Source organism: Niveispirillum sp. FG148 (genome assembly GCF_057809655.1).
The window spans coordinates 1-21,772 of sequence record NZ_JBMDKJ010000023.1; the positions used below are offsets into that span (position 1 = coordinate 1).

Genomic DNA, 21,772 nt, shown 5'->3' on the forward strand with positions numbered 1-21,772 from the left:
CGTGAGCCAAGCCGCCGGATGGCGGCGCCCGGCGCCTGAGGGAACAGAAAGCAGAAATCATGGCCGGCGACTGCCGGCCCGCCGCGCGTGCGGCGTGAGCCAAGCCGCCGGATGGCGGCGCCCGGCGCCTGAGGGAACAGAAAGCAGATCAAGAGCCATTGGCTCTTGATATCAGTCGTGGCGGGCCTGTGCGAAATTGGCACCGTCCAGGTCAGCGCCATCCAGCTTGGCCCCGCGCAGGTCGGCGCCCGAGAAATCGGCGCCGCGGGCCACCGCGCCGCGCAGATCGGCCCCGCGCAGATCCGCACCCTGCAGGCGTGCGCCGGACAGGCGGGCGGGCCATTTGCGGTCGGGAATGTCGGCGCTGAGCAGGGGGGTCAGGTTGATGCCCTGCAGAAAGGCGCCGCCCAGATGGGCGCGTTCCAGGTTGGCGCCCCGCATGTCGCAATGGCCCATGCTGGCTTCGCGCAGGTCAGTGCATTCCAGGTCGGCCATGACCAGACAGGCATTGGTCCACAGCGACCGGCGGGCCAGGGCGAAGGGCAGTTTCGCGGCGGTCAGGTTGCGACCCCGGAAATCCAGGCCCATCAGGTCGCGGCCGCTGAAATCACCGCGCTTGCCGTTGCGGCCGGCGCTCAACACCCAGTCGCCATGGGTGGCTAGCAACGCTTCCACCGGCTCCCCCCCATCGGTGGTGCCGGGCAGCAGGGCCCCGGTGATCTTCAGATCCGACATGGCGCGCGGGTCCAGGATGGCGCCGCGGAAATTCGCCCCTTCGGCCAGGGCGTCGCGCAGGATGGCGTCGGTCAGCACAGCGCCCGCGAAATCGGCCTCCTGCAACTGCGCACCTTGCAGGTTGGCCCCTTCCAGCACCGCCCCTTTGAAATTGGCCCCGCGCAGGTCGGCGCCGCGCAGGTCGACATTGCGCAGGGTCGCGTCGCTGAAATCGGCCTTCAGGGTAATGGCCCCGTTCATCTTCGATCCGGTGAAGTCCGCCGAATTGGCGATGATGGCCGCCAGATTGGGGATGCGCCCGTCAAAGGCCTGGGGCAGGGGCTTGCCGCCACGATAGACGGCCAGCACGGCCTCCCGGATGTCGGTATCGCGCATCCGGGCGCGGGTCAGGTCGGCGCCCCGCATGGTGATGCCGCGCATGTCGGCCTTGCTCAGGTCCGCCTGCTGCAGGTTGGCCATGCGCAGGTCGGCGGCAAACAGGTTGGCGCCGGTCAGCCGCGTCTTGACCATCTGCGCCTGATCGAAGCGCGATCCCGTCAGTTCGGCGCTGCGCAGGTCCATATTGGAAAGATTGACGCCCCGCAGGTCGCACAGGACGAAAATGGCACGCTGACCGCCGATCCGGCCTTCCATCAGCTTCACATGACGGCGCAGCGCTTCCAGCAGCTCCTCCTGCGAGGGGCGCCGCCATGTCGGTTCTGGCGACTCTGCTTTCTCTGCCGTCAAAATGAGCCTGCTTTCCGGACAGGTCGAAAAGCGGAAGCACCCCCGCCGCGACCATGGATAGACTATGCCAGAACAACCAAGCCTTGCACACCTCAGTGTGGTGGGAAAAGTATGGTGATGCTGGCTTGAATGCCGTTCAAGCTACAAATTTGCGGGCGTTGGCCACCATGACGGAATACATGGTCCGGATGAAATCCGTCGGGCGCAGCCGACCGAAGGGGATATTCTCCGAGGCAAAGGTCACCAGCTCGTCCGGCGGCTTCACCGGCACGACCTCCAGCCCCGCCTTGCGCAGCGCGTCCACCACGGACTTGGCCTGCTTCATGTAATCTTCGTTGAAGAAGCTTTTGTCCGCGTCCTTGATGGACTGGGCGATGATCTCCACGATCGGCTGCGCCACGGGTGGTCCCCACAATGCTTAATCAAGCGTTAATGCCGGGGCGAGTTTAGACGCCGATGCCGGCCCGGCGCAATTCCGGTTGCAGCCGGCCGGCCACGAACAGAAAGAACATCCGGTAGTCGGCGATCAGCGACCAGAGCGGATAGGTGAAGGTCGCGGGCTTGTTATGTTCGATGGCTGCATGGGACACCCAGGCGAAGAAATATCCCGACAAGGGCATGCCCAGCAGATAGAGCGGGTCCAGCGTCGCCCCGAAAAGCGCCAGGAAACCAAGGGCGATGGCGCTGCCGACATAATGGAAGGCGCGCGTCAGCGGCCTGGAATGTTCGCGCAGATAGAAGGGCCAGAAGGCTTCGAACGTCTGATATTCCCGCTGTGCCATGGCTGCAATCCTCCTGTCGCGCGGGCGCTTATGTCATTTTCTTGCCATTGCGGCGCCCAGCGCATAAGTCAAAGCGTTCGCCGGGGCTTGTCAAGGCGCAACGATGTTTCGCTGCCGCCCCGCTCAACCTTATCGAATCGAGGACCGGGAAAATGGGTTACAAGGTCGCTGTCGTTGGCGCCACGGGCAATGTCGGCCGGGAGATGCTGCAGACGCTGGCCGACCGGAAATTCCCGGTGTCGGAAGTGGTGGCGCTCGCCTCCGAACGCTCTGTCGGTCAGCAGGTCTCCTTCGGTGAAGATGATGTGCTGAAGGTCCAGGACCTGGCCAAGTTCGATTTCTCCGGTACCGATTTCGTGCTGTCCTCCCCCGGTGCCAAGGTGTCTGCCGTCTTCGCGCCCAAGGCTGCCGCCGCCGGCGCCTGCGTCATCGACAATACCAGCCATTTCCGCATGGACCCCGATGTCCCGCTGGTCGTGCCGGAGGTGAACCCGCACCACCTGTCCGGCTGGCGCAAGAAGGGCATCATCGCCAACCCCAACTGCTCCACCATTCAGATGGTGGTGGCGCTGAAGCCGCTGCATGATCTGGCCAAGATCCGCCGCGTCGTCGTTTCCACTTACCAGTCGGTTTCCGGCGGTGGCAAGGAAGCGATGGACGAGCTGTTCACCCAGACCCGCGCCATCTATGTCAACGATCCGGTGGAAAAGAAGAAGTTCACCAAGCAGATCGCCTTCAACGTCATTCCGCATATCGATGTGTTCATGGATGACGGCCAGACGAAGGAAGAATGGAAGATGGTGGTGGAGACGAAGAAGATCCTCGATCCCTCCATCAAGGTGACTGCCACCGCCGTGCGCGTGCCCGTGTTCATCGGCCATTCGGAAGCGATCAATATCGAGTTCGAGAACCCGATCACCGCCGATGAGGCCCGCCGTGCCTTGCGTGCCGCCCCCGGCATCTCCGTCGTCGATCACCGCGTCGATGAAGGCTATGTGACGCCGGTGGAGATCGCGGGCGAGGACAATGTCTTCATCAGCCGCATCCGCGAGGATTCCACGGTGGAAAACGGCCTGAACATCTGGGTCGTGGCCGACAATCTGCGCAAGGGTGCGGCGCTGAACGCCGTGCAGATCGCCGAAGTGATGATCCGCGACGGCCATATCGGTCCGGCCGACTGATCCTTGCCCGGTCTGGTTTTTTCCCTCAGTCGCCGGGCGCTGCCTCCGGCAGCTTGGCTTGCGCGCGCATGAGTGCGCGGGCCAGCAGTCGCTGGCCTCCAAGGGTCATAGGCCATGACCCTTGGCATCAAAGCCGCGCCATGAAGGTCAGCGGATAGGGCTTGCCCGCATGGTCGACCGCCGTCTCGCCTACGGGCCGGAAGCCCATGGACGTGTAGAAGGCGATGGCGCCGGGGTTCTGACTGTTGACATCGACCAGCAATTGCGGTGCCAGCGTCAGGGCATGGTCGATCAACCGCCGGCCCACACCCTGGCGGTGACAGGTCGCATCCACGAAAAGCGCGTCGATCTTGGGGCCCGTCAGGCCCATGAAGCCCAGGATGGTGCCATCATCATCGGCCAGCACCCAGACACTGATCTGCGGCAGATAGTGATCGACCAGCAGGCTTTCATAGAAACACAGGTCCTCGGGTGTGACAAAACCATGCGTGGCATCCACGGAAGACCGCCAGACCCGATGCAGGGCCTGGGCATCGGCGGGCGTGGACAGGCGCGGGGCAGAAGGCATCGGTGATCCGGGTCCATGAAAAAGGGGCCGGTCCTTTCACGGAACCGGCCCCCTGATGCTGACGTCAATCCGGCGCGATTACCAGACCTTGCAGGCCTTGTCGCCGCGGACCATCTTGTCGGTCGGCTTGCAGCTGAACGCCTTGGCGAATTCCGGCATGTTCGACAGGGTGCCGTTCACGCGGTGGCGCGGGGCCGAATGCGGGTCGGTCTGGGCGCGCAGCCGCTCATTCTCCGGCTTGGAGGAGGAGCACCAGACGCTGGCCCAGCCATAGAACAGCTTCTGTTCCGGGGTCAGGCCGTCGGCGCCCTTGGCCGACAGCACCTTGTCCCCGCCGACGCGGGCCTTCAGCGCCATCAGGGCCAGACGCAGGCCGCCATTGTCGGCCGTGTTCTCACCCAGGGTCAGCTTGCCGTTCTGGTTGGTGTCGCCGGCCACCTGATATGAGCCGTACTGGTCGACCAGACACTGGGCCTTGGCTTCGAACTTCTTGCCGTCTTCTTCCGTCCACCAGTCCTTCAGATTGCCGGCGGCGTCGAAGCCGCGGCCCTCGTCATCGAAACCATGGGTCATTTCATGGCCAATGACGGCACCGATGGCGCCATAATTCAGGCCGTCATCGGCCTTGAAGTCGAAGAAGGGCGGCTGCAGGATGCCGGCCGGGAAGTTGATATTGTTCTGGGTCGGGTCGTAATAGGCGTTCACCGTCGGCGGGGTCATGAACCATTCGTTCTTGTCCACCTTCGTGCCGATCTTGGCCAACTGGTAGGCGTTCTCGAACGCGGCCGACCGGAACTGGTTGCCCAGCAGGTCGTCTTTCTTGATCTCCAGCTTGGCATAATCGCGCCACTTGTCCGGATACCCGATCTTCTGGGCCATGGCGTCCAGCTTCTCCAGGGCCTTGGCCTTGGTCTCGGCGCTCATCCAGTCCAGGCCCTTGATGTCCTCGGCATAGGCGGCGCGCAGGTCGGCCAGCATCACCAGCATGCGCTTCTTATGTTCCGCACCGAAGGCGGCTTCGACGAAATGCTTGCCCAGATCCTCACCCAGCGCATCGTCAGCCGACGCGGTGCAGCGCTTCCAGCGCGGACGGATCTCGGCCGCACCCGACAGGGTCTTGCCATAGAAGCTGAAATTCTCGTCCACGAAGGGCTTGGACAGCAGCGGTGATGCCTTGCGCAGGGTTGCCCAGGTCAGATAGGTCTTGATGTCGTCCAGGCTGGTCTCGGCCAGGGCCTTGTCCAGGTTGGTGAAGAAGCCCGGATCATTGACATTCATGTCGCTGAAGGCGGGTGAGCCGACGGCCTTCACATAGGCCGCGAAATCCACACCCTTGGCCCCGTCAAGGAAGGTCTTGAAACTGGTCGGGTTGTTCAGCTTGGCCGTGTCGCGGCGGTCCACCTTGCTCATGGTGCCGGTGGCCAGCTTGGTCTCAAACGCCATGACGGCGGCTGCCTTCTTCGCGGCCATTTCGGCGCTGTCGCCGGCCAGCGTGAAGATGGCGGTGACATGCTTCACATAGGCGTCGCGCAGCTTGGTCGAGCGCTCGTCATCCTTGAAGTAATAGTCGCGGTCGGGCAGGCCCAGGCCGCCCTGGTCGAAGGCGGCGATCATGTCCTCCGCCTTGGCGAAGCTCGGCTGCCCGCCAAAGCCGAACAGGGCATTGACCCCGGCATTGTGCAGGGTGGCGATCAGGCCGGCCAGCTGCTTCTTGTCCTTCACGGCGGCGATCTGGCCCAGCAGCGGCTTCACCGGGGCGATGCCGGCCTTGTCCACGGCGGCCTCATCCATGCAGGCGGCATAGAAGGCGCCGATCTTGGCCGTGCCGGGCTCATTGCCCTTGGCGGCCTTTTCCAGGATGTCATGCAGCAGGTTCTGGTTGCGCTGCTGCAATTCGTCAAACGTGCCCCAGCGGGCGCGGTCGGACGGGATGGGGTTCGCCTTGATCCAGGGGCCGCAGGCATGCATGAAGAAATCGTCGCAGGGGCTGACGGCGGCATCGACCGGCGGGATCGACGATTGCGCCATGGACGGCTGGGCCAGACCCATCATCAGGGTCAGGCCGACGGCACCCAGGCATGAACTGGCGAACAGGCCCTTCATCCTTAATACTCCGGTACGGGGATTGCTGAGACATTTTTTCGGGTCGCCGGATGGCGGCTCTTGGGCGCCGACGGTACCACCCTGTGTCACTGTCCGCGAATGGCGCTGTGTAACGCGATTGTTACAACCCGCGCGGCGTCACCCGGCAGCAACAGGCCCAGATTGGCGGCAAGGGCGGTTTCCAGCGGACAATCCGCCCGCCGCACCGCCGGCAGCCCGGTCAACACCTGCTGCTGCACCCGCTCTGCCTCCAGTTCTGCCGCCTTGATCTGCTGGCGCAGGGGATCGGTGATGGCATCCGGTGCCGGCGCCGGTCCCGTCTTCAGCCGCCGACGGATGGCACGCAGCGGCCGCACCACCTCATCCCGCCACGGCACCGTCGCCGCCTGCGCCTCGGCCAGTTCTTCGGCCGTCAAAAGATGCCCCTGGGCCGCCAGCCAAGCCGCCCACAGCAGCAGGTTCACATCCGCCCCATGCCCATCCTGCGCCGCCAGACAGGCGTCCGCCACGCCGGGGGCGGCATAGACGGACAGGGAAAAGGACCAGAGGTCGGGCATGGGGGCTTCCGGAACGGCATCTGACCACGCGGCGCGCATAACCACCAATGCGCCCCCTTGGAATAAGGTGCTTTCCCCGCGAAAGCGGGGATCCAGGGGCCAGAGGAACTGCGATATGGTGCCTGTACCCCCTGGACCCCCGCTTTCGCGGGGGAGGCAGGTATTCAAGCTGGGATGTTGTATCTACCAGCGAACCCCTCTTGAGAATACGCCTTACGCATCCCCCACATAAATCCCCAGCCCCCGCGCCGTCTTCATCAACGTGCCGTCCAGGTCGACGGCGGCATAGGTGGCAATGGCATCCTCAATGGGGATGTCGATGACGCGGCGGTTGGACCAGGCGACCAGCCGGTCGGACTTGCCCTCGGCCAGCAGGTCGACGGCGGCCACCCCGAAGGCCGAGGCCACGACGCGGTCATTATGGCCCGGCGGGCAGCCGCGCTGCACATGGCCCAGGACGGTGACGCGGGTTTCAGCACCCGTGGCTTCGGCGATCAGGTGGCCGACATAATTGCCGATGCCGCCATAGCGCTTCTGCCCGTCGGCGAATTCCTGCTTGGAGGTGCCGCCCTCCATGGTCTTGGCCGCTTCCGACACCACCACCAGGGCGAAATTGCGCCCGCCGGCCTGCACGCGTTTGATCTTGTCGGCGATGCCCTGCACCGACCAGGACAGTTCGGGCAGCAGGATGACATCGGCCCCGCCGGCAATGCCGGCCGACAGGGCGATATGCCCGGCATCGCGGCCCATGACCTCCAGCACCATGACCCGGTCATGGCTGGCGGCGGTGGGCTGCAACCGGTCCAGCGCCTCCGTCGCCACGGCCACGGCGGTATCAAAGCCCACCGACATTTCGGTGATGCCCAGATCATTGTCGATGGTCTTCGGGATGCCGATCAGCTTGATCCCGCCCAGCAGGGCCAGCTTGCGCAGGATGGCCATGGACCCGTCGCCGCCAATGCCGATCAGGCTGTCCACGCCCAGCTCGCGCAAGCCCCCGATGATCTCCATCGACCGGTCCTTGCGCGTGCCGTCGGCCATGGGATAGGCGAACGGATCGCCCTTGTTGGTGGTGCCCAGGATGGTCCCGCCCTGGCGCAGCATGGCCCCGTCCACGCGGTTCAGGTCCAGATTGACATAGCGGACGGGCCGGGCCAGCAGCCCCTGCGTCCCATCCTCGATCCCCACCACCTCCCAGCCATAATGGGCGGCGCGATGCACCGCCGCCCGGATGACGGCGTTCAGCCCGGCGCAATCGCCGCCACTGGTCAGAATCCCGATCCGCTTATTGGCGCCGCTCATGACAAAGAACCTCTCCGGAATGTCTACCGGGACTTTGCCAAGAAACGGGGGCGGGGGGCAACCTTTCCGGAGAGGGCAGCGGCGGGCGGGCGGGGGTGGTTTCACCGGTGGGGGCGATGTGTGATGCTGATAGCTTGCCGCGGTTTGCGCTACTCTGGCGGGAGAAAGGCAGGGGTGGGCGATGGCGATTGAGGTTACAGATCGGTGGAGGCTGAAGGCATTCCTGGCGGATAAGCCGGCCCAATGGTCACGTCTGGTGGCGGCCCGGTCGGCCCTGCGGGTTTTGCCCTTTGCGCTGGCGGGCGTGCCTAAACAGCACTGGCTGACGCCGCTGCGCGTGTGCTTCGTATCATGGGCCGCTGGCAAATATCCGGCCCATGATATGGCAGCTGCCGCCCTTTCCGCCGATTCCGCCGCCGATTCCGCCGCCCTTTCCGCCGTCGATTCCGCCGCCGGTTCCGCCCTTTCCGCCCTTTCCGCCCTTTCCGCCGCCAGTTCCGCCCTTCCCGCCCTTTCCGTCGCCCATTCCGCCGATTCCGCCACCCATTCCGTCGACCTTTCCGCCGGTTCCGCCGCCGGTTCCGCCCATTCCGCCCGTTCCGCCATTTGGCGCGCAGTCAGTGGAGACCTGTCCTGGTTGACTGATCGCGGTACGGCGGGGTTGGTCGAGAATTTGGCGTTGTCCCCCCTCTGGCAGGGTGATACCCCCCTTTGGGCCTTGGACCGCTGGCAGTCATTCATGGCGGATACGCAGGCGTCGGCCGATGGCTGCGCCCCCTGGATTGCCTGGTATCAGGCGCTACTGAGCGGTGACGGCGCCAGCGCCGACTATTTTGGCGCGGACCTGACGATCCGCATTGCCTCCCAACCCGATGAATGGTGGAACCGACCAGCGCGGGAGGTGAACGCGGATATCGCCGCGTGGGTTGCGGATGCGAGGCCGCGCGTTCCGCCAAACGAGTTGGAAAGGCAGATCGACCGTCTGCCGCTACCGGGGCCGGCATCGCACCGCGTTGACCTTCGCGATGGGCGCCTGCATGCCGAACCCGTGATGGCCGATGGTCCGGACGCGATGGCGCAAGTCTATCTGGAGGAATTGCGGGAGAAGGCAAACGATCTGCTGGAGGAACTGTCGGCCAAGAATGCCGATCCGTTCGTGTCGAACGCGGTGCAGCGGTTGCTGGAGGCTCTGCCGGCCGCCTCGCCTGATGTCGAACCAGCCAGGGTTGATGTGCGCGGACTGACGATCAAATCCATCGCCGACATCTATAAGGCTCAAGGGGCGGAGGCGGAGCTGTTTGCCGGTGCGGTGGCGCAGATCAACGATGTCAGCCTGACTGTCCAGCGGCTTTGCCAATGCTATCCCGTGTTCCGGGCAATGGAGCTTGATGCCCTGGCCATGGGCATCACATCTGAACAAGCCCCGTCGGTCGCCAGCGATGCCGCCGATATTGTGGCGGCGATGCAGGGTGCCGACATCTGTGACGCCACCGCCAGCGAAGCCTTTGAAGAAGCCGTCACGGCCGTCAGGGAGGCGCGTACGCCCTCTGTTGCCAGCGTTCTGGCGGCCCGTCTGTTGCAACTGGTCCGCAATGCGCTGCTGATCCTGCTGCGCTCTTCCAAGAAATTGGCGGACGGTGCGGGTACGGAAATCAAAACACTGGCGCAGGATGCCTACAAAGATGCCCGGCCGAAGCTGGTCAAGATCGGAAGCCGCCTGATCCTGGCCGGCGCGCTGACCGCAGTGGGCAGCGCAGCGATCCCGCTGGGGAAACTCGGCAACGTTGTGCCGCAGTTCAAGGAAATCGCGGATGTCGTCAAGTCATTGAAAGATATGATCAAAGACTGAACGCCAATCGGGATGGACATAAGGGAAGGGAACGGAGCCGCACCCGCGACCTCCCGTCCCCGATCCCGCGACGCCCCGCCCTATTCCCCCCGCGCCGCCGCCTCCAGCCCGGCAATGTCGAACTTCACCATTTTCATCATGGCGGCACCCACACGCTGGGCCTGTTCCGGGCCGCCCATCATCAACTCGCCCAGGCGCTTGGGCACAATCTGCCAGGACAGGCCCCAGCGGTCGCGCAGCCAGCCGCATTGTTCGATCTGTCCGCCGTCCGACAGGGCGTCCCACAGCCGGTCCAGCTCCGCCTGATCATCGCATTCGACGATGATGGAGAAGCTGTGGTTGAACGGTTCCATGGGCCCGGCATTGATGGCCATGTAGCGCTGATCACCCAGGGTGAAGGCCGCCAGCTGCACGCTGCCCGGCGGGCCGCTGGGGCTGTCCACGGGCAGGGCGCTGATCCATTCGATGGTCGAGCCTTGGATCAGGCCTGTATAGAAGAGCACGGCCGCTTCCATGTCCTTTTCAAACCACAGATGCTGTTTGACGCTGGGCATATGTTCCTCCTGTCGGGTGCCTGACCCAAGGAACGGTTGGGCGATGCCGGGGCCGACAGGGGAGATGAAAAAAGGGGGCGCCCGTTGCGGGGCGCCCCAGGTGCAGCCGTTTCACGTCGATGGGGATCGAGGGTCAAGCGGCTGGGCCGAACCACATGCTGTCGAGCTTGCCGTCGGGGGTGACCAGCACCCACCAGTCGCGCACGCCCTTTTCATAAGTGGCGCGATAGACGTCCATGCCGCCCGCATCCACGCGCCGGAATTCCAGCTTCTTCAGCTCACCCAGCGGCAGCATCTCCTTCTGGATCTTGGGCAGCACCGCGATGACGCCGTCGGCCCGGTCGGCCAGGATGCTGTCGCGGTCGATCCTGCCTTCCTTGATCTGGGCGATATGGGCGCGCAGGGCCGCTTCGCTGCCGGGCAGGGGCTTGTTGGCCCTGACCCGTTCGGCCAGGGCCGTTTCCAGGGCCTGACCGCTGGCATCATCGATGCGCGGGGCCAGCAGTTCATGGCCGTTCTGGTGCAGGACGACACCCGTCACCGTGCCCGCCGCATCCATCTGGAAACTGCCCTGCATGGGCAGGTCCTTGGCAAAGAACTTGGTCGGGCTTTCGGGCAGGAACTCCATCGGGGTCTGGCCGATGACATTGGCCATGAAGCGCGTGCCGTCGCGATGGACCTTGACGGGCCGCCCTTTGGTGAACGGCATCTCGTAATAGCCCGCGAACTTGTCATAGGCGGCTGGGTCCAGGACGATGGGTTTGCGCGGCTTCTGCTGTTCGGCCATGCGCTCGGCCACCATCGGGTCGATCTTGTCCGCACCCGTGGTGCCGGCGGTGGCCATGGCGGCGGGGGCCAGCAGGGCCAGGACCAGGACCCAGCGCCGGGCATTCATCCGGATCGGCAGGGCGCCGCCTTGCAGGATGCGGTCCACGCGGGCGGCAACGGTGGCGGGCCGCGCCATGGCCAGACCGGCGGGCAGGCGGCGGGCCTTGGCGGCCATCTCCACCAGGATTTCAGCGTAATTCAAGCGATCCTCCATCTGTTCAAGAGCGTCGGTATCGCTGTTGGCCTCGGCAAGCTCAGCAATCCAGTTATTGAGCCACCATGCGGCCGGGCTGAACCAGAACAGGGCCCGGTGGATGGCGGCCAGAAGCAGCGTGTAATAATCCCCGCGTTCGACATGCGAGGTTTCGTGCGCCAGGACGGCCCGGCGTTTGGCGTCCGTCCAGCTTGTATGGTCGGGGGGCAGCAGGATGCTGCCGGCGATGGTCAGCGGCACGGTGGTGCGGTCGCTGACCCGCACGTCGCGGCCGTCCGTCCAGTCGGCGATCATCGGCAGGGCGGCATTGCGCAACCGCAGGCTGGCAAGGGTGCCCGCCAGCAGCCGCAGCAGCATGGCGCCCGCCAGGATGACGTAAAGGCCAAGGACCAGGGACTGTCCCTGCATCCAGATCCAGTGATCGATGCTGGCCGGCGCGGCGGTGCCGGACAGCGCGGCGGCGGGTCCGGCCTGCACAAGCGCGACCGCCGGCCGAAGCCAGTACCGCAGCCCGTTCAGCGGCACGACGATGGTTTCGTCCGGGGCCAGCCGCATCAGCAGCGGCATGGCAAGGGAGAAGGCCAGCACCCCCACCCAGACGGCCATCTGGGTGAAGGGATTGCCGACGCGCAGCAGGCGCAGCGCCAACCAGGCCAAGCCCATCAGCGCGGCCGACCGCAGGGCCGCCTCCGCCAGCAGCAACAGCATCATTTGCCTCCCTTGCGGGCCCGCTCGATCTTCTCGGCCAGGGCCTGAAGCTGTTCGGGCGACAGCATGTCGGTTTCCACCATGCCGACCACGACGTCCTCCACCGACCCGCCGCAGAGCCAGTCGACAATGCGCTTCACGGCGCGCGCCGCCACGCGGTCCCGCCCCTCCGCCGCACGGTAGATGAAGGTCCGCCCCTCCACAGCGTGGGTCAGGTATCCCTTCTCCTCCAGCCGTTTCAGGACAGTGCGGACGGTGGATTCCTTCAGCGGCCGGCTCAGCATCTCCCGCACCGCATCGGCGTTGACGGGGCCCTGCTGCCAGACAAGCTGCATGACCTCTCTTTCAAGGTCACCCAGGTCGGACGGATTGTGATCGTGTGTAGTGCTATCGTTCATAGTGCTACAGTCTGTAGCATTACGGATTGTCGCATGCAAGGGCCTTTTGACGGCCTGGGGCCGCCCCCCGATTGCACCGGGCAGCCCGCTGCGGTACAAGGCGCGCAACCATATTCAGTCCCTTGCCTGCGAAGGAAGCCCGCCATGGCCGCTTATCAATATGTCTATGTGATGAAGGGTGTGACCAAGGTCTATCCCGGCGGCAAGAAGGTGTTCGAGAATATCTGGCTGTCCTTCTATCCCGGCGCCAAGATCGGCGTGCTGGGTGTGAACGGTGCCGGTAAGTCGACCCTGCTGAAGATCATGGCCGGGCTGGACAAGGATTATAATGGCGAGGCCTGGGCCGCCGAGGGCGTCAAGGTCGGGTATCTGCCGCAGGAACCGCAGCTGAACCCGGCCAAGAATGTCTGGGACAATGTCATGGAGGGTGTGGCCCCGACCAAGGCGCTGCTGGACCGGTTCAACGCCGTCTCTGAAGCCATGGGCGACCCGGATGCCGATTTCGACACGCTGATGGCCGAACAGGCCGATCTGCAGGAAAAGATCGATGCGGCCGATGCCTGGGATCTGGACCGCACGGTCGAGATCGCCATGGACGCGCTGCGCTGCCCCGCCGGCGACGCCGCCGTGGACAAGCTGTCGGGCGGTGAGAAGCGCCGCGTGGCCTTGTGCAAGCTGCTGCTGTCCAAGCCCGACATGCTGCTGCTGGACGAACCGACCAACCATCTGGACGCCGAAAGCGTGGCCTGGCTGCAGCGCTTCCTGGCCGATTATGCCGGCACCGTGGTGATGGTCACCCACGATCGTTACTTCCTGGATGCCGTCACCGGCTGGATCCTGGAACTGGATCGTGGCTCGGGCATCCCGTACGAGGGCAATTATTCCGCCTGGCTGGAACAGAAGCAGAAGCGCCTGGAACAGGAAGGCCGGGAAGAGGGCGCCAAGCAGAAGCAGCTGGCCCAGGAACTGGAATGGGTGCGCGCCAGCCCGAAGGCGCGGCAGGCCAAGTCCAAGGCCCGCATCCAGGCTTACGAGGAATTGCTGGCGTCCGCCAACCAGAAGGAAGCCATCGGCGAAACCCGCATCGTCATCCCCACGCCGCCGCGCCTGGGCAATCTGGTCATCGAGGCCGAGCATCTGCGCAAGGGCTTTGGCGATCGCCTGCTGATCGACGATCTGTCCTTCCGCCTGCCGCCCGGCGGCATTGTCGGCATCATCGGTCCCAACGGTGCCGGTAAGACGACCCTGTTCCGCATGATCACCGGCGTTGAACAGCCCGATGGCGGCACCTTCAAGGTGGGCGAGACGGTGCAGCTGGGCTATGTCGACCAGAGCCGCGACAGCCTGGATGACAAGAAGAACGTCTGGGAGGAAATCTCCGGCGGGCTGGACGTGATCGAGCTGGGCAAGAAGTCCATGCCGAGCCGCGCCTATGTCTCGGCCTTCAACTTCCGCGGTCCGGACCAGCAGAAGAAGCTGGGCCAGTTGTCGGGCGGTGAGCGCAACCGCGTGCATCTGGCCAAGATGCTGAAGTCCGGCGCCAATGTCCTGCTGCTGGACGAACCGACCAACGATCTGGACGTGGAAACGCTGCGGGCCCTGGAAGAGGCGCTGACCACCTTCCCGGGCTGCGCCGTCGTCATCTCGCACGATCGCTGGTTCCTGGACCGTCTGGCCACGCACATCCTGGCGTTCGAGGGCGACAGCCAGGTGGTCTGGTTCGAAGGCAACTATGCGGACTATGAAGCCGACAAGCGCCGCCGCCTGGGGGCCGAAGCCGACCAGCCGCACCGCATCAAGTACAAGCCGCTGGAACGGTAGTTTCAGGCACCTCGGGCCAGGCCGGCGACCGCCGGCCCGCGCCTCGTGGCGCGCAAGCCAAGCCGCCGGATGGCGGCGCCCGGCGTCTGAGGGCGCAAAGAACCAGGCCGGCGACCGCCGGCCCGCGGCACATGCCGCGCAAGCCAAGCCGCCGGACGGCGGCGCCCGGCGCCTGAGGGAACACGAAAGCCGTCCTTGATCGCTCGCGATCAAGGACGGCTTTTCTTTGCTTTGAACAGAGTTCGTCCCAATTCCGCCACAGGTGGTACGCTTAATGGAGAGGCTGGCGATCCTGCCCGCCGACAATCAACGCCGAACGGCCCCACCATGCGACTTTCCCTGCTGACTGTTTCCGCCGCCGCCGCCCTGCTGCTGGGCGCCTGCGCCACCGACCCCGCCATCAAGGAAGGGGAGGCCCGCAATCGCCAGATCGCCGCCGGGTCCTGGCGTCTGTCGGAACTGCGCCTGGCCTGCATGGGCAATCCCGACGCGGGCCTGCCGGGTCGGCCCTTGACCCCGGCGGAAGCGGCCGAACAGCAGCGCATCGTGCAGGAACTGGCCGCCCTGGCTCCCGTGGTCTGGACGCAGGTGCCCCTGTCGCACCCGCGGGTGGAGGAATTCCGCCGCATCTGTGCCGGTGACGCGGCCACGGGCACGCCCGCCCGCGCGCTGACGCCCGATGAACGCAAGGAATTGCTGACCCTGCTGGGGGCCGTCACCGTCTCCACCACCGGCATGCCCGTGCCGGGTACTGGAACGCCCTATCCGCCCCCCTCCGGCAGCGCCTATCCGGGCAGCGGGTCGGGCGTGGGCGCCGATGGCAGTGTCATCATCTGGAATGATGGCAGCACCTATCGTCCCAACGATCGTGATCGCTACGACCGCGACCGCTATGAACGCGACCGCGCCCGCTGGGAATGGGAACAGCAGCAGCGCCAGCAGGAGATGCTGTGGGAACTGGAACGGCAGCGCCAGCGCGAAGCCTATGAATGGCGCCGCCGTGAGGAGGAACGCCGCCGCGAGCGGGAACGCGAGGCGCGCCGCCGCCGGGAGGAGGAGCATCGCCACAACCCGCCGCCGCCCGTTATACACCCGCAACCGGCCCCGCCGCCCGTGTCCGACAACGAGGCCCGCCGCGCTGCCGAGGAATCCGCCCGGCGTCTGGACCAGCAGCGCCGCGAGACCCAGGAGCAGATGAACCGCCAGATCGAGCAGCAGCGCCGCGACGCCGAAGGCGCGCAGCACCGGGCGGAGGAAGAGGCGCGCCGCCAGATGGAGGAACAGCGCCGCCGTGACGAAAGCCGCCGCGAGGTGGAGGATGAAGCCCGCCGGCAGGCCCAGGAGGAGCAGCGCATCCGCGATGCCGAAGCCGCCGCGCAGCGCCGCATGGAGGATCAGCGCCGCGCCGCCGAGGAATCGGCCCGGCGCCAGGCCGATGAGGAGCGCCGCCGCCAGCAGGAACAGGAACGCCCGCCCGTGTCGCGCGGCAGCGACGCGCCACAGGTGCAGCCGAACTGATCCAGCGGGGATGATCGGCGGGTCATCCGCCTGTCGCCTACTGTTGGGTGCATCTTCTGCTTCCGGGACCCGCATTCCGGTCGTACAATGCGCCCCTTGTCAGGCGACGGGGGCATCATGGCGGAGATGGAAGGCGGCCCGGTGGCCGCGACGGGTGGGGAGATTGTGTCGCTGCTGCTGCGCGAGGTCACGGCCATGACGCATTATGCGTTCGGCGCGGGCATTCCGCTGCCGGCCGACCTTCTGAACCGCCTGTCGCTGCTGGAACAGGGGCCGGCGCCGGCGATCAGCGACCTTGCGCGGCTGCACACGCAACTGGCGGCGCTGGTGGCGCCGGCCAGTCCGCGCACCATCCTGCTGCTGGCCGAGGACAAATATGCGGGCCGGTTCTTGTCCAGCTTTGGCCCCCTGCCCAATATCCGCCGCCTGCTGGCGGCGGCCCTGCTCTTCCTGCTCTGCTTCCTGGTTGCGTCGCTGTCCGAACATATCAATTCAGTGACCATCCGGCAGGACATCTACACCATCGATTCGGAGCATCTGCTGCATGTCCTGGCCTTCCTGATCAGCGCGGCGGGGCTGGGCGCCTGTTTCAACGCGTTGTCCACGGCCTACCGCTATATTCAGGCCGGCACCTATGATCCGCGCCTGGACAGCTCCTACTGGATACGCATCGTGCTGGGGGTCATTGCCGGCCTGCTGATTTCGCAGCTGGTGCCGCTGGACGGGACGGGGGCGGCCGGCGGCAATGTGGTGCCGGGTGGCGATGGGGATGTGGCGCCGACGCTGGGCAAGCCGTTGCTGGCGCTGCTGGGCGGCTATTCCGCCAACATGGTCAATTCCGTGCTGCAAAGGCTGGTGGAAACGGTGCAGGCCATGTTCAAGGGCAGCGCTGCGGAGGCGCTGGCCGCCCAGGAATCCATTCTGCGCGCGCGCGCCGATTTCCGGGTTGAGCAGCATAAATTGTCGCTGGCCGGTGGCGTCATGGGCCTGCGTCAGGCCATCCAGGATGGGGCCGACGGCCAACGCCTGCTGGAGATGGCGTCGCGGTTGGCTGAACAGGTGACGCCGGGTGGCACCCCGCTGCCCACGATTGACCGCGCCGAATAGGTGTCTGGGGTGGCCGGCGGGGGATTTGTCCTTTATCGTCGCTACCGGTTTCCCCGGATTTCCGCAGGCCTGTGACATCGGGGGGCCATAATTGCGAGGTTCGATACCGGGCATGATGATGCCGAAACTTCCCGCCCTTGCCCGCCTGCTGTTGCTGTCGCTGGCCCTGCTGCCGCCCCTGGCCGGGGCGCAGGCCCAGACGGTGATCGCGCCGTTGCCGACCATCGACAAGCCGCCGGCCACCCGCCCACCCATCGCCGTTCCGGCCAAGCCTGACCTGACGGTACCGCCGCTGCCCGCGGCCCCCGATCCGGGTGACATTCCCGCCGCACCGGTCACCGTACTGCCGCCTGCGCGTGTGCCCGGCCCGGCCACGGGGTCGGAACCGACCCGGCTGACGGGGGAGCGCAGTACCCTGGTCTATGCGGCCGGCGCCGCGGTTCTGCCGGCCGGCACCGATGCCGTCCTGGCCGATATCGTCGCCCGGCTGAAGGCGCACCCGACCGAACGGCTGGACATGCGCGCCTTTGCGTCGGCCCCGCCCGACCGCCCGACGGACGGCCGGCGCACCGCGCTGCTGCGGGTCCGGGCGCTGCGTGACCGGCTGGTGCAACTGGGCATTGATCCGTTGCGTCTGCTGGTCTTCGCGGAAAGCGCAGCCGCTGACGCTGCCCCCGGCGCCCCGCCCTCCGACCGTGTCGATCTGGTGATCCGCCCATGACCAGCCTGTCCGCCGACCGCCGCCCCGGCCACCATCCCCACCACCCGGAACCGTCGCCTGCCCCGGTCGTCCCGCCGGCCAGTCCGCCGCGCCGGTTCCTGATGCGGATGGGCCTGTTCACGGTGGCGGTCGCGGCGATTGCGGCGGCCCTGCTGCCGGCCCTGGTCCAGGCCTTCCTGGCCAATCCGGCGCTGAACGGACTGATCCTGTTCACCCTGCTGCTGGGTATCTGGTTCATCTTCCGCCAGGTGACCATGCTGGGGCCGGAGGTGGCGTGGCTGGAGGCGTTCAACGCCAACCGTGCCGGTGGCCCGCCGCCGCGCCTGCTGGCGCCCATGGCCCGCATGCTGGGCGAACGCCAGGGCGGCCGCTTCACCCTGTCGACGGTGGCCAGCCGGTCGCTGCTGGACGGGGTGGGCACGCGCCTGGATGAAGGGCGGGAGATTTCCAAATATCTGATCGGGCTGCTGATCTTCCTGGGCCTGCTGGGCACCTTCTGGGGCCTGTTGCAGACCGTGTCGTCGATCGGCGGCGTCATCGGCGGCCTCAGCCTGGATAATGCCGATGTGGCCGGCGTGTTCTCCAACCTGCAGGCGGGTCTGGCCGCCCCCCTGTCGGGCATGGGCATGGCCTTTTCGTCCAGCCTGTTCGGTCTGGCGGGATCGCTGGTCCTGGGATTCCTGGAATTGCAGGCGGGCCAGGCCCAGAACCGCTTCTATACAGAGCTGGAGGATTGGCTGGCCGGCGTCACCCGCCTGTCGTCGGGAACCCTGGGCGAGGGGGATGGGTCGGGCGGCGGCGGGTCCGTGCCCGTCTATATCCAGGCCCTGCTGGAACAGACGGCGGAGAATATCGAGCGGCTGCAATTCACCATGGCCAGCGCGGAGGAAGGCCGCAAGGCCCAGAACCAGCATCTGGCCCAGCTGACCGAGCGCATCGCCACCCTGACGGACCAGATGCGCACCGAACAGTCGGTGATGATGCGTCTGGCGGAGGGGACGTCCCAGATGCGCCCGGTCCTGGACAAGCTGGCCGAGGGTCTGTCCAACGGCGGCAGCCTGGGCATTGACGAGGCCACCCGCACCCATATCCGCAACCTGGAACTCTACGCTGCCCGCATCCTGGAGGAGACCAGCCAGGGCCGCGCCCAGTCCACGCAGGAACTGCGCAGCGAGATCAAGATCCTGGCCCGCACCATCGCGGCGCTGGGTGACGCGGAGCGCTGATCCATGGCCTATGTCCGCCGCCGGTCCACACGGGGGGAAAAGGTTGATATCTGGCCCGGCTGGGTGGATGCGCTGTCCAGTCTGGTCATGGTCGTCGTCTTTCTGCTGATGGTCTTCGTCGTCGGGCAATTCTACCTGACCACGGCGTTGCAGGGGCGCGACCGGCAGCTGGCCGACCTGAACAGCCAGGTCGCGCAACTGGCCAGCGCGCTGTCCATGGAACGCGACAACAGTGCCAAATTGCAGGCCGATCTGGGCCAGCTGACCGACCGGCTGCGCGCCACCCTGGCCGAAAAGGAAGCGCTGCAAAGCCGGCTGGACGCGCTGGGCGGGGCCGGTGATGCCGTCATCGCGGGGGAGGACCGGCAGGCCACCTTGACCCGGCAGCTGGAAGAGGAGCGCAAGATCAGTGCGGCTGCCCGCACAGAGGTGGCGCTGCTGAACCAGCAGATCGCGGCCCTGCGCGAACAGCTGCAGCAGCTTGTCACCACCCTGGATGCATCGGAAGCCAAGGCGCGGGAACAGGAAGTGCAGATCGCCGAACTGGGCCGGCGTCTGAACACGGCGCTGGCCGGCAAGGTGGCGGAACTGGCGCGCTTCCGGTCGGAATTCTTCGGCCGGCTGCGGGAAATCCTGGGCAACCGCGATGATGTGCGCATCGTCGGCGACCGTTTCGTCTTCCAGTCCGAGGTGCTGTTCGACAGCGGCTCGGCGGAACTGGGGGAGGCGGGGCAGGTGCAGATGGGCAGCCTTGCCAAGACCTTGCTGGACCTGGCCGGGCGCATGCCGCCGGAGATCAACTGGATCCTGCGCGTCGACGGCCATACCGACATCGTGCCGATCAAGGGCGGGCGTTATGCCAGCAACTGGGAACTGTCGACGGCGCGCGCCATCTCCGTCGTCAATTTCCTGATCCGCATGGGCGTGCCGCCGGAACGGCTGGCGGCGACAGGCTTTGGCGAATATCAGCCGCTGGAGCCCGGCAACAGCCCGGCGGCGCTGGCCATGAACCGGCGGATCGAGCTGAAACTGGACAGCCGCTGAGATATTTTGTTCGCAGGCCGAACGGTTAATGCCATCGCCGTGGCGTGACCATTACGCACGCTCGTGCTATACAACCGTCAATGGGAAAGACGACCCGAGACGAGGCACGCCGCAAGGGACGTGTCCCGGCCCTGCTGGGCCGCACCGGCATCAACCTGCTGTCGGCCATGGTGCTGTGCGGGTTGTGGATGCTCGTCGGCTGGCAGATCCATACGACCTATCGCGATGCGCTGGACGATGCCGAACGGGATACGGCCAATCTCACCCGCGCCTTCGGCCAGCATGTCAGCCGTACGCTGAGCCAGGTGCAGCAGCTGCTGCAGGAAGTGTCCGACCGGGTGGAGGCGGGGTATCCCGCCGACCTGGAGGTGATGCGCCGGCGCGTGGCCGGCATGGACCGCGTGTCGAAATTCTTCGGCATCCTGGACGCCAAGGGCATTGTCGTTGACGCCACGCGCCCCGGGGCCGTGGGGCTGGACATGTCGGACAGTGATTATTTCCGGCAGGCCACCGCACCGGGATCGCCCCGCCTGGGCTTCGGCAAGCCCATTATCGGCCGCACGCCGCTGATGTCGTCGGTGCCCTTCTGGGTGCGCGTGGAGGCACCGGACGGCACCTTGCGCGCCGTCGTCGTGGGTGACGTGCTGTCGGAATATTTCGCGGGCTTCTTCAGTGCCGTCGATCTGGACCTGGAGGCGGTGGCGACCCTGATGGACCTGGATGGCACCGTTTATGCCCGTGGTGCCAGCACGCCGGGCATTGTCGGCCAGTCCTACCCCAATCAGGCGGCCTTGGGTGCTGCGAGGGAGGGGGAGGAACATGGCATCATCCGCGCCGTCAGCCCCATCGACGGCACCGAACGCATCGCCAGCTATGAATTGCTGCCGGGCACCCAGCTGCTGGTGTCGGTGGGCCAGGATGTCGACCACGCGCTGCGCCCCTATCGGCAGCAGCGCAATCAGGCCATCCTGCAGGGCCTGTCGGGGTCGGTGCTGGTGCTGGCCCTGGTGCTGCTGGTCAATGGCTATATCGGCAAGCTGGAGGCCAGCGAAGCCGCGGCGCGCGCCGCGCGCGCGGAAGCCGAACAGGCGACGACAGCAAAGTCGCAGTTCCTGGCCGTGGCCAGCCATGAGCTGCGCACGCCCTTGAACGCCATCATCGGCTTTGCAGAGGTCATGGTCCATCGCATCCATGGCAGCATGGGAAATGCCAAATATGCCGAATATGCCGAGGATATCCGCAATTCCGGACTGCATCTGCTGGCCCTGATCAACGATATCCTGGACCTGGCCAAGATCGAGGCCGGGAAAATGGAACTGAGCCTGGACATCGTCGACCTGCAGCGTCTGGTCGCCGAATGCGCCCGGTTGATGCGGGGCAGTGTCGAGCTGGCCGATATCAGCCTGGAAGTGCGGGGCATCCAGCCGGCCCCCTATATGCGGGCCGATGGAATGAAGCTGCGTCAGGTGCTGCTGAACCTGATCAACAATGCCGTCAAATATACGCCCCCCGGCGGTACCGTGACGGTCAGTGTCGATCAGGAGGAGGATGGCGCCCCGGACGGGACGGAGCGGTTCATCATCCTGAGCGTGGCCGATACCGGCTGTGGCATGAATGAAACCGAGGTGGCGCTGGCCCTGGAGCCGTTCCGGCAGGTCCATTCCCATGTTTCGCGTGCGGGGGAGGGAACGGGCCTGGGGCTGCCTGTGGCGCGGTCGCTGGTCGAGCTGCATGGCGGCACGCTGACCATCGAAAGCGAGCCCGGCAAGGGCACCACCATCACGGTGCGCCTTCCGACGCGGCTGCATGTTTAGCGCTGTTTCCGGTCAA

Annotated in this window: 20 protein-coding genes; 9 read left to right on the forward strand and 11 right to left on the reverse strand. The window is 66.0% G+C overall.

All coding sequences use genetic code 11. The features are described from left to right. The 4 genes from ACODTW_RS20320 to ACODTW_RS20335 form a co-directional block, all read right to left on the reverse strand. Positions 1–221 (reverse strand): hypothetical protein (locus ACODTW_RS20320; protein ID WP_488947901.1); only part of this gene is annotated, 221 nt, incomplete at its 3' end. Next, positions 172–1,461, reverse strand: a complete 1,290-nt coding sequence (locus ACODTW_RS20325) for a pentapeptide repeat-containing protein (protein WP_488947902.1) — start codon at positions 1,459–1,461, stop codon at positions 172–174. The genes ACODTW_RS20320 and ACODTW_RS20325, both read right to left, overlap by 50 nt. A gap of 136 nt (positions 1,462–1,597) precedes the next feature. After that, positions 1,598–1,861: a hypothetical protein gene (locus ACODTW_RS20330; RefSeq protein ID WP_488947903.1), complete on the reverse strand. Its 264-nt coding sequence runs from the start codon at positions 1,859–1,861 to the stop codon at positions 1,598–1,600. Between the two features lie 46 nt (positions 1,862–1,907). Beyond that, the gene (locus tag ACODTW_RS20335; protein ID WP_488947904.1) at positions 1,908–2,243 is read right to left on the reverse strand and encodes an Mpo1-like protein; all 336 of its coding nucleotides are present in this window, start codon (positions 2,241–2,243) and stop codon (positions 1,908–1,910) included. Positions 2,244–2,395: 152 nt separating this feature from the next. On the opposite strand from ACODTW_RS20335, the gene ACODTW_RS20340 reads away from it, so the two are divergent. Next, on the forward strand, positions 2,396–3,424 hold the full coding sequence (locus tag ACODTW_RS20340) for an aspartate-semialdehyde dehydrogenase (protein ID WP_488947905.1): 1,029 nt from the start codon (positions 2,396–2,398) through the stop codon (positions 3,422–3,424). A 127-nt stretch (positions 3,425–3,551) separates the two neighbouring features. On the opposite strand, the gene ACODTW_RS20345 is transcribed toward ACODTW_RS20340, so the two are convergent. The 4 genes from ACODTW_RS20345 to ACODTW_RS20360 form a co-directional block, all read right to left on the reverse strand. After that, positions 3,552–3,992, reverse strand: coding sequence for an acetyltransferase (locus ACODTW_RS20345; protein WP_488947906.1), 441 nt, complete (start codon positions 3,990–3,992; stop codon positions 3,552–3,554). A 78-nt stretch (positions 3,993–4,070) separates the two neighbouring features. Continuing rightward, positions 4,071–6,095, reverse strand: a complete 2,025-nt coding sequence (locus ACODTW_RS20350; RefSeq protein ID WP_488947907.1) for a M13 family metallopeptidase — start codon at positions 6,093–6,095, stop codon at positions 4,071–4,073. An 86-nt stretch (positions 6,096–6,181) separates the two neighbouring features. Then, positions 6,182–6,652, reverse strand: a complete 471-nt coding sequence (locus tag ACODTW_RS20355) for a TIGR02444 family protein (RefSeq protein WP_488947908.1) — start codon at positions 6,650–6,652, stop codon at positions 6,182–6,184. A gap of 213 nt (positions 6,653–6,865) precedes the next feature. Then, positions 6,866–7,954: an ATP-dependent 6-phosphofructokinase gene (locus tag ACODTW_RS20360; protein WP_488947909.1), complete on the reverse strand. Its 1,089-nt coding sequence runs from the start codon at positions 7,952–7,954 to the stop codon at positions 6,866–6,868. Positions 7,955–8,135: 181 nt separating this feature from the next. On the opposite strand from ACODTW_RS20360, the gene ACODTW_RS20365 reads away from it, so the two are divergent. Beyond that, positions 8,136–9,803: a hypothetical protein gene (locus ACODTW_RS20365; protein ID WP_488947910.1), complete on the forward strand. Its 1,668-nt coding sequence runs from the start codon at positions 8,136–8,138 to the stop codon at positions 9,801–9,803. Positions 9,804–9,883: 80 nt separating this feature from the next. Here the strand turns inward: ACODTW_RS20365 and ACODTW_RS20370 are convergent, their stop codons facing one another. The 3 genes from ACODTW_RS20370 to ACODTW_RS20380 form a co-directional block, all read right to left on the reverse strand. After that, complete coding sequence (locus ACODTW_RS20370) at positions 9,884–10,357, reverse strand: VOC family protein (RefSeq protein ID WP_488947911.1); 474 nt, start codon at positions 10,355–10,357, stop codon at positions 9,884–9,886. Positions 10,358–10,490: 133 nt separating this feature from the next. Then, a complete protein-coding gene (locus ACODTW_RS20375) occupies positions 10,491–12,110 on the reverse strand; it encodes a M56 family metallopeptidase (RefSeq protein WP_488947912.1) in 1,620 nt (539 codons plus the stop codon). Continuing rightward, positions 12,107–12,505 carry a BlaI/MecI/CopY family transcriptional regulator gene (locus ACODTW_RS20380; protein ID WP_488947913.1) on the reverse strand — a complete coding sequence of 133 codons (399 nt, stop codon included), beginning with the start codon at positions 12,503–12,505 and terminating at the stop codon, positions 12,107–12,109. Before ACODTW_RS20380 ends, ACODTW_RS20375 begins: the two co-directional genes overlap by 4 nt. Positions 12,506–12,649: 144 nt before the next feature. Between ACODTW_RS20380 and ettA the strand changes: the two genes are divergently transcribed. From ettA to ACODTW_RS20415, 7 genes are all read left to right on the forward strand, one after another. Beyond that, on the forward strand, positions 12,650–14,326 hold the full coding sequence (ettA, locus tag ACODTW_RS20385) for an energy-dependent translational throttle protein EttA (protein WP_488947914.1): 1,677 nt from the start codon (positions 12,650–12,652) through the stop codon (positions 14,324–14,326). A 327-nt stretch (positions 14,327–14,653) separates the two neighbouring features. After that, positions 14,654–15,844: a hypothetical protein gene (locus ACODTW_RS20390; protein ID WP_488947915.1), complete on the forward strand. Its 1,191-nt coding sequence runs from the start codon at positions 14,654–14,656 to the stop codon at positions 15,842–15,844. Between the two features lie 117 nt (positions 15,845–15,961). Next, positions 15,962–16,951, forward strand: coding sequence for a hypothetical protein (locus ACODTW_RS20395; protein ID WP_488947916.1), 990 nt, complete (start codon positions 15,962–15,964; stop codon positions 16,949–16,951). 112 nt (positions 16,952–17,063) lie between these two features. Next, positions 17,064–17,672, forward strand: a complete 609-nt coding sequence (locus ACODTW_RS20400; protein WP_488947917.1) for an OmpA family protein — start codon at positions 17,064–17,066, stop codon at positions 17,670–17,672. Beyond that, entirely contained in the window at positions 17,669–18,898 is a 1,230-nt protein-coding gene (locus ACODTW_RS20405; RefSeq protein WP_488947918.1) for a flagellar motor protein MotA, read from the forward strand. The genes ACODTW_RS20400 and ACODTW_RS20405 overlap by 4 nt, the downstream gene beginning before the upstream one ends. A 3-nt stretch (positions 18,899–18,901) precedes the next feature. Then, the gene (locus tag ACODTW_RS20410; protein ID WP_488947919.1) at positions 18,902–19,942 is read left to right on the forward strand and encodes a peptidoglycan -binding protein; all 1,041 of its coding nucleotides are present in this window, start codon (positions 18,902–18,904) and stop codon (positions 19,940–19,942) included. An 80-nt stretch (positions 19,943–20,022) separates the two neighbouring features. After that, positions 20,023–21,756 carry a sensor histidine kinase gene (locus ACODTW_RS20415; protein WP_488947920.1) on the forward strand — a complete coding sequence of 578 codons (1,734 nt, stop codon included), beginning with the start codon at positions 20,023–20,025 and terminating at the stop codon, positions 21,754–21,756. Positions 21,757–21,772: the final 16 nt, after the last annotated feature.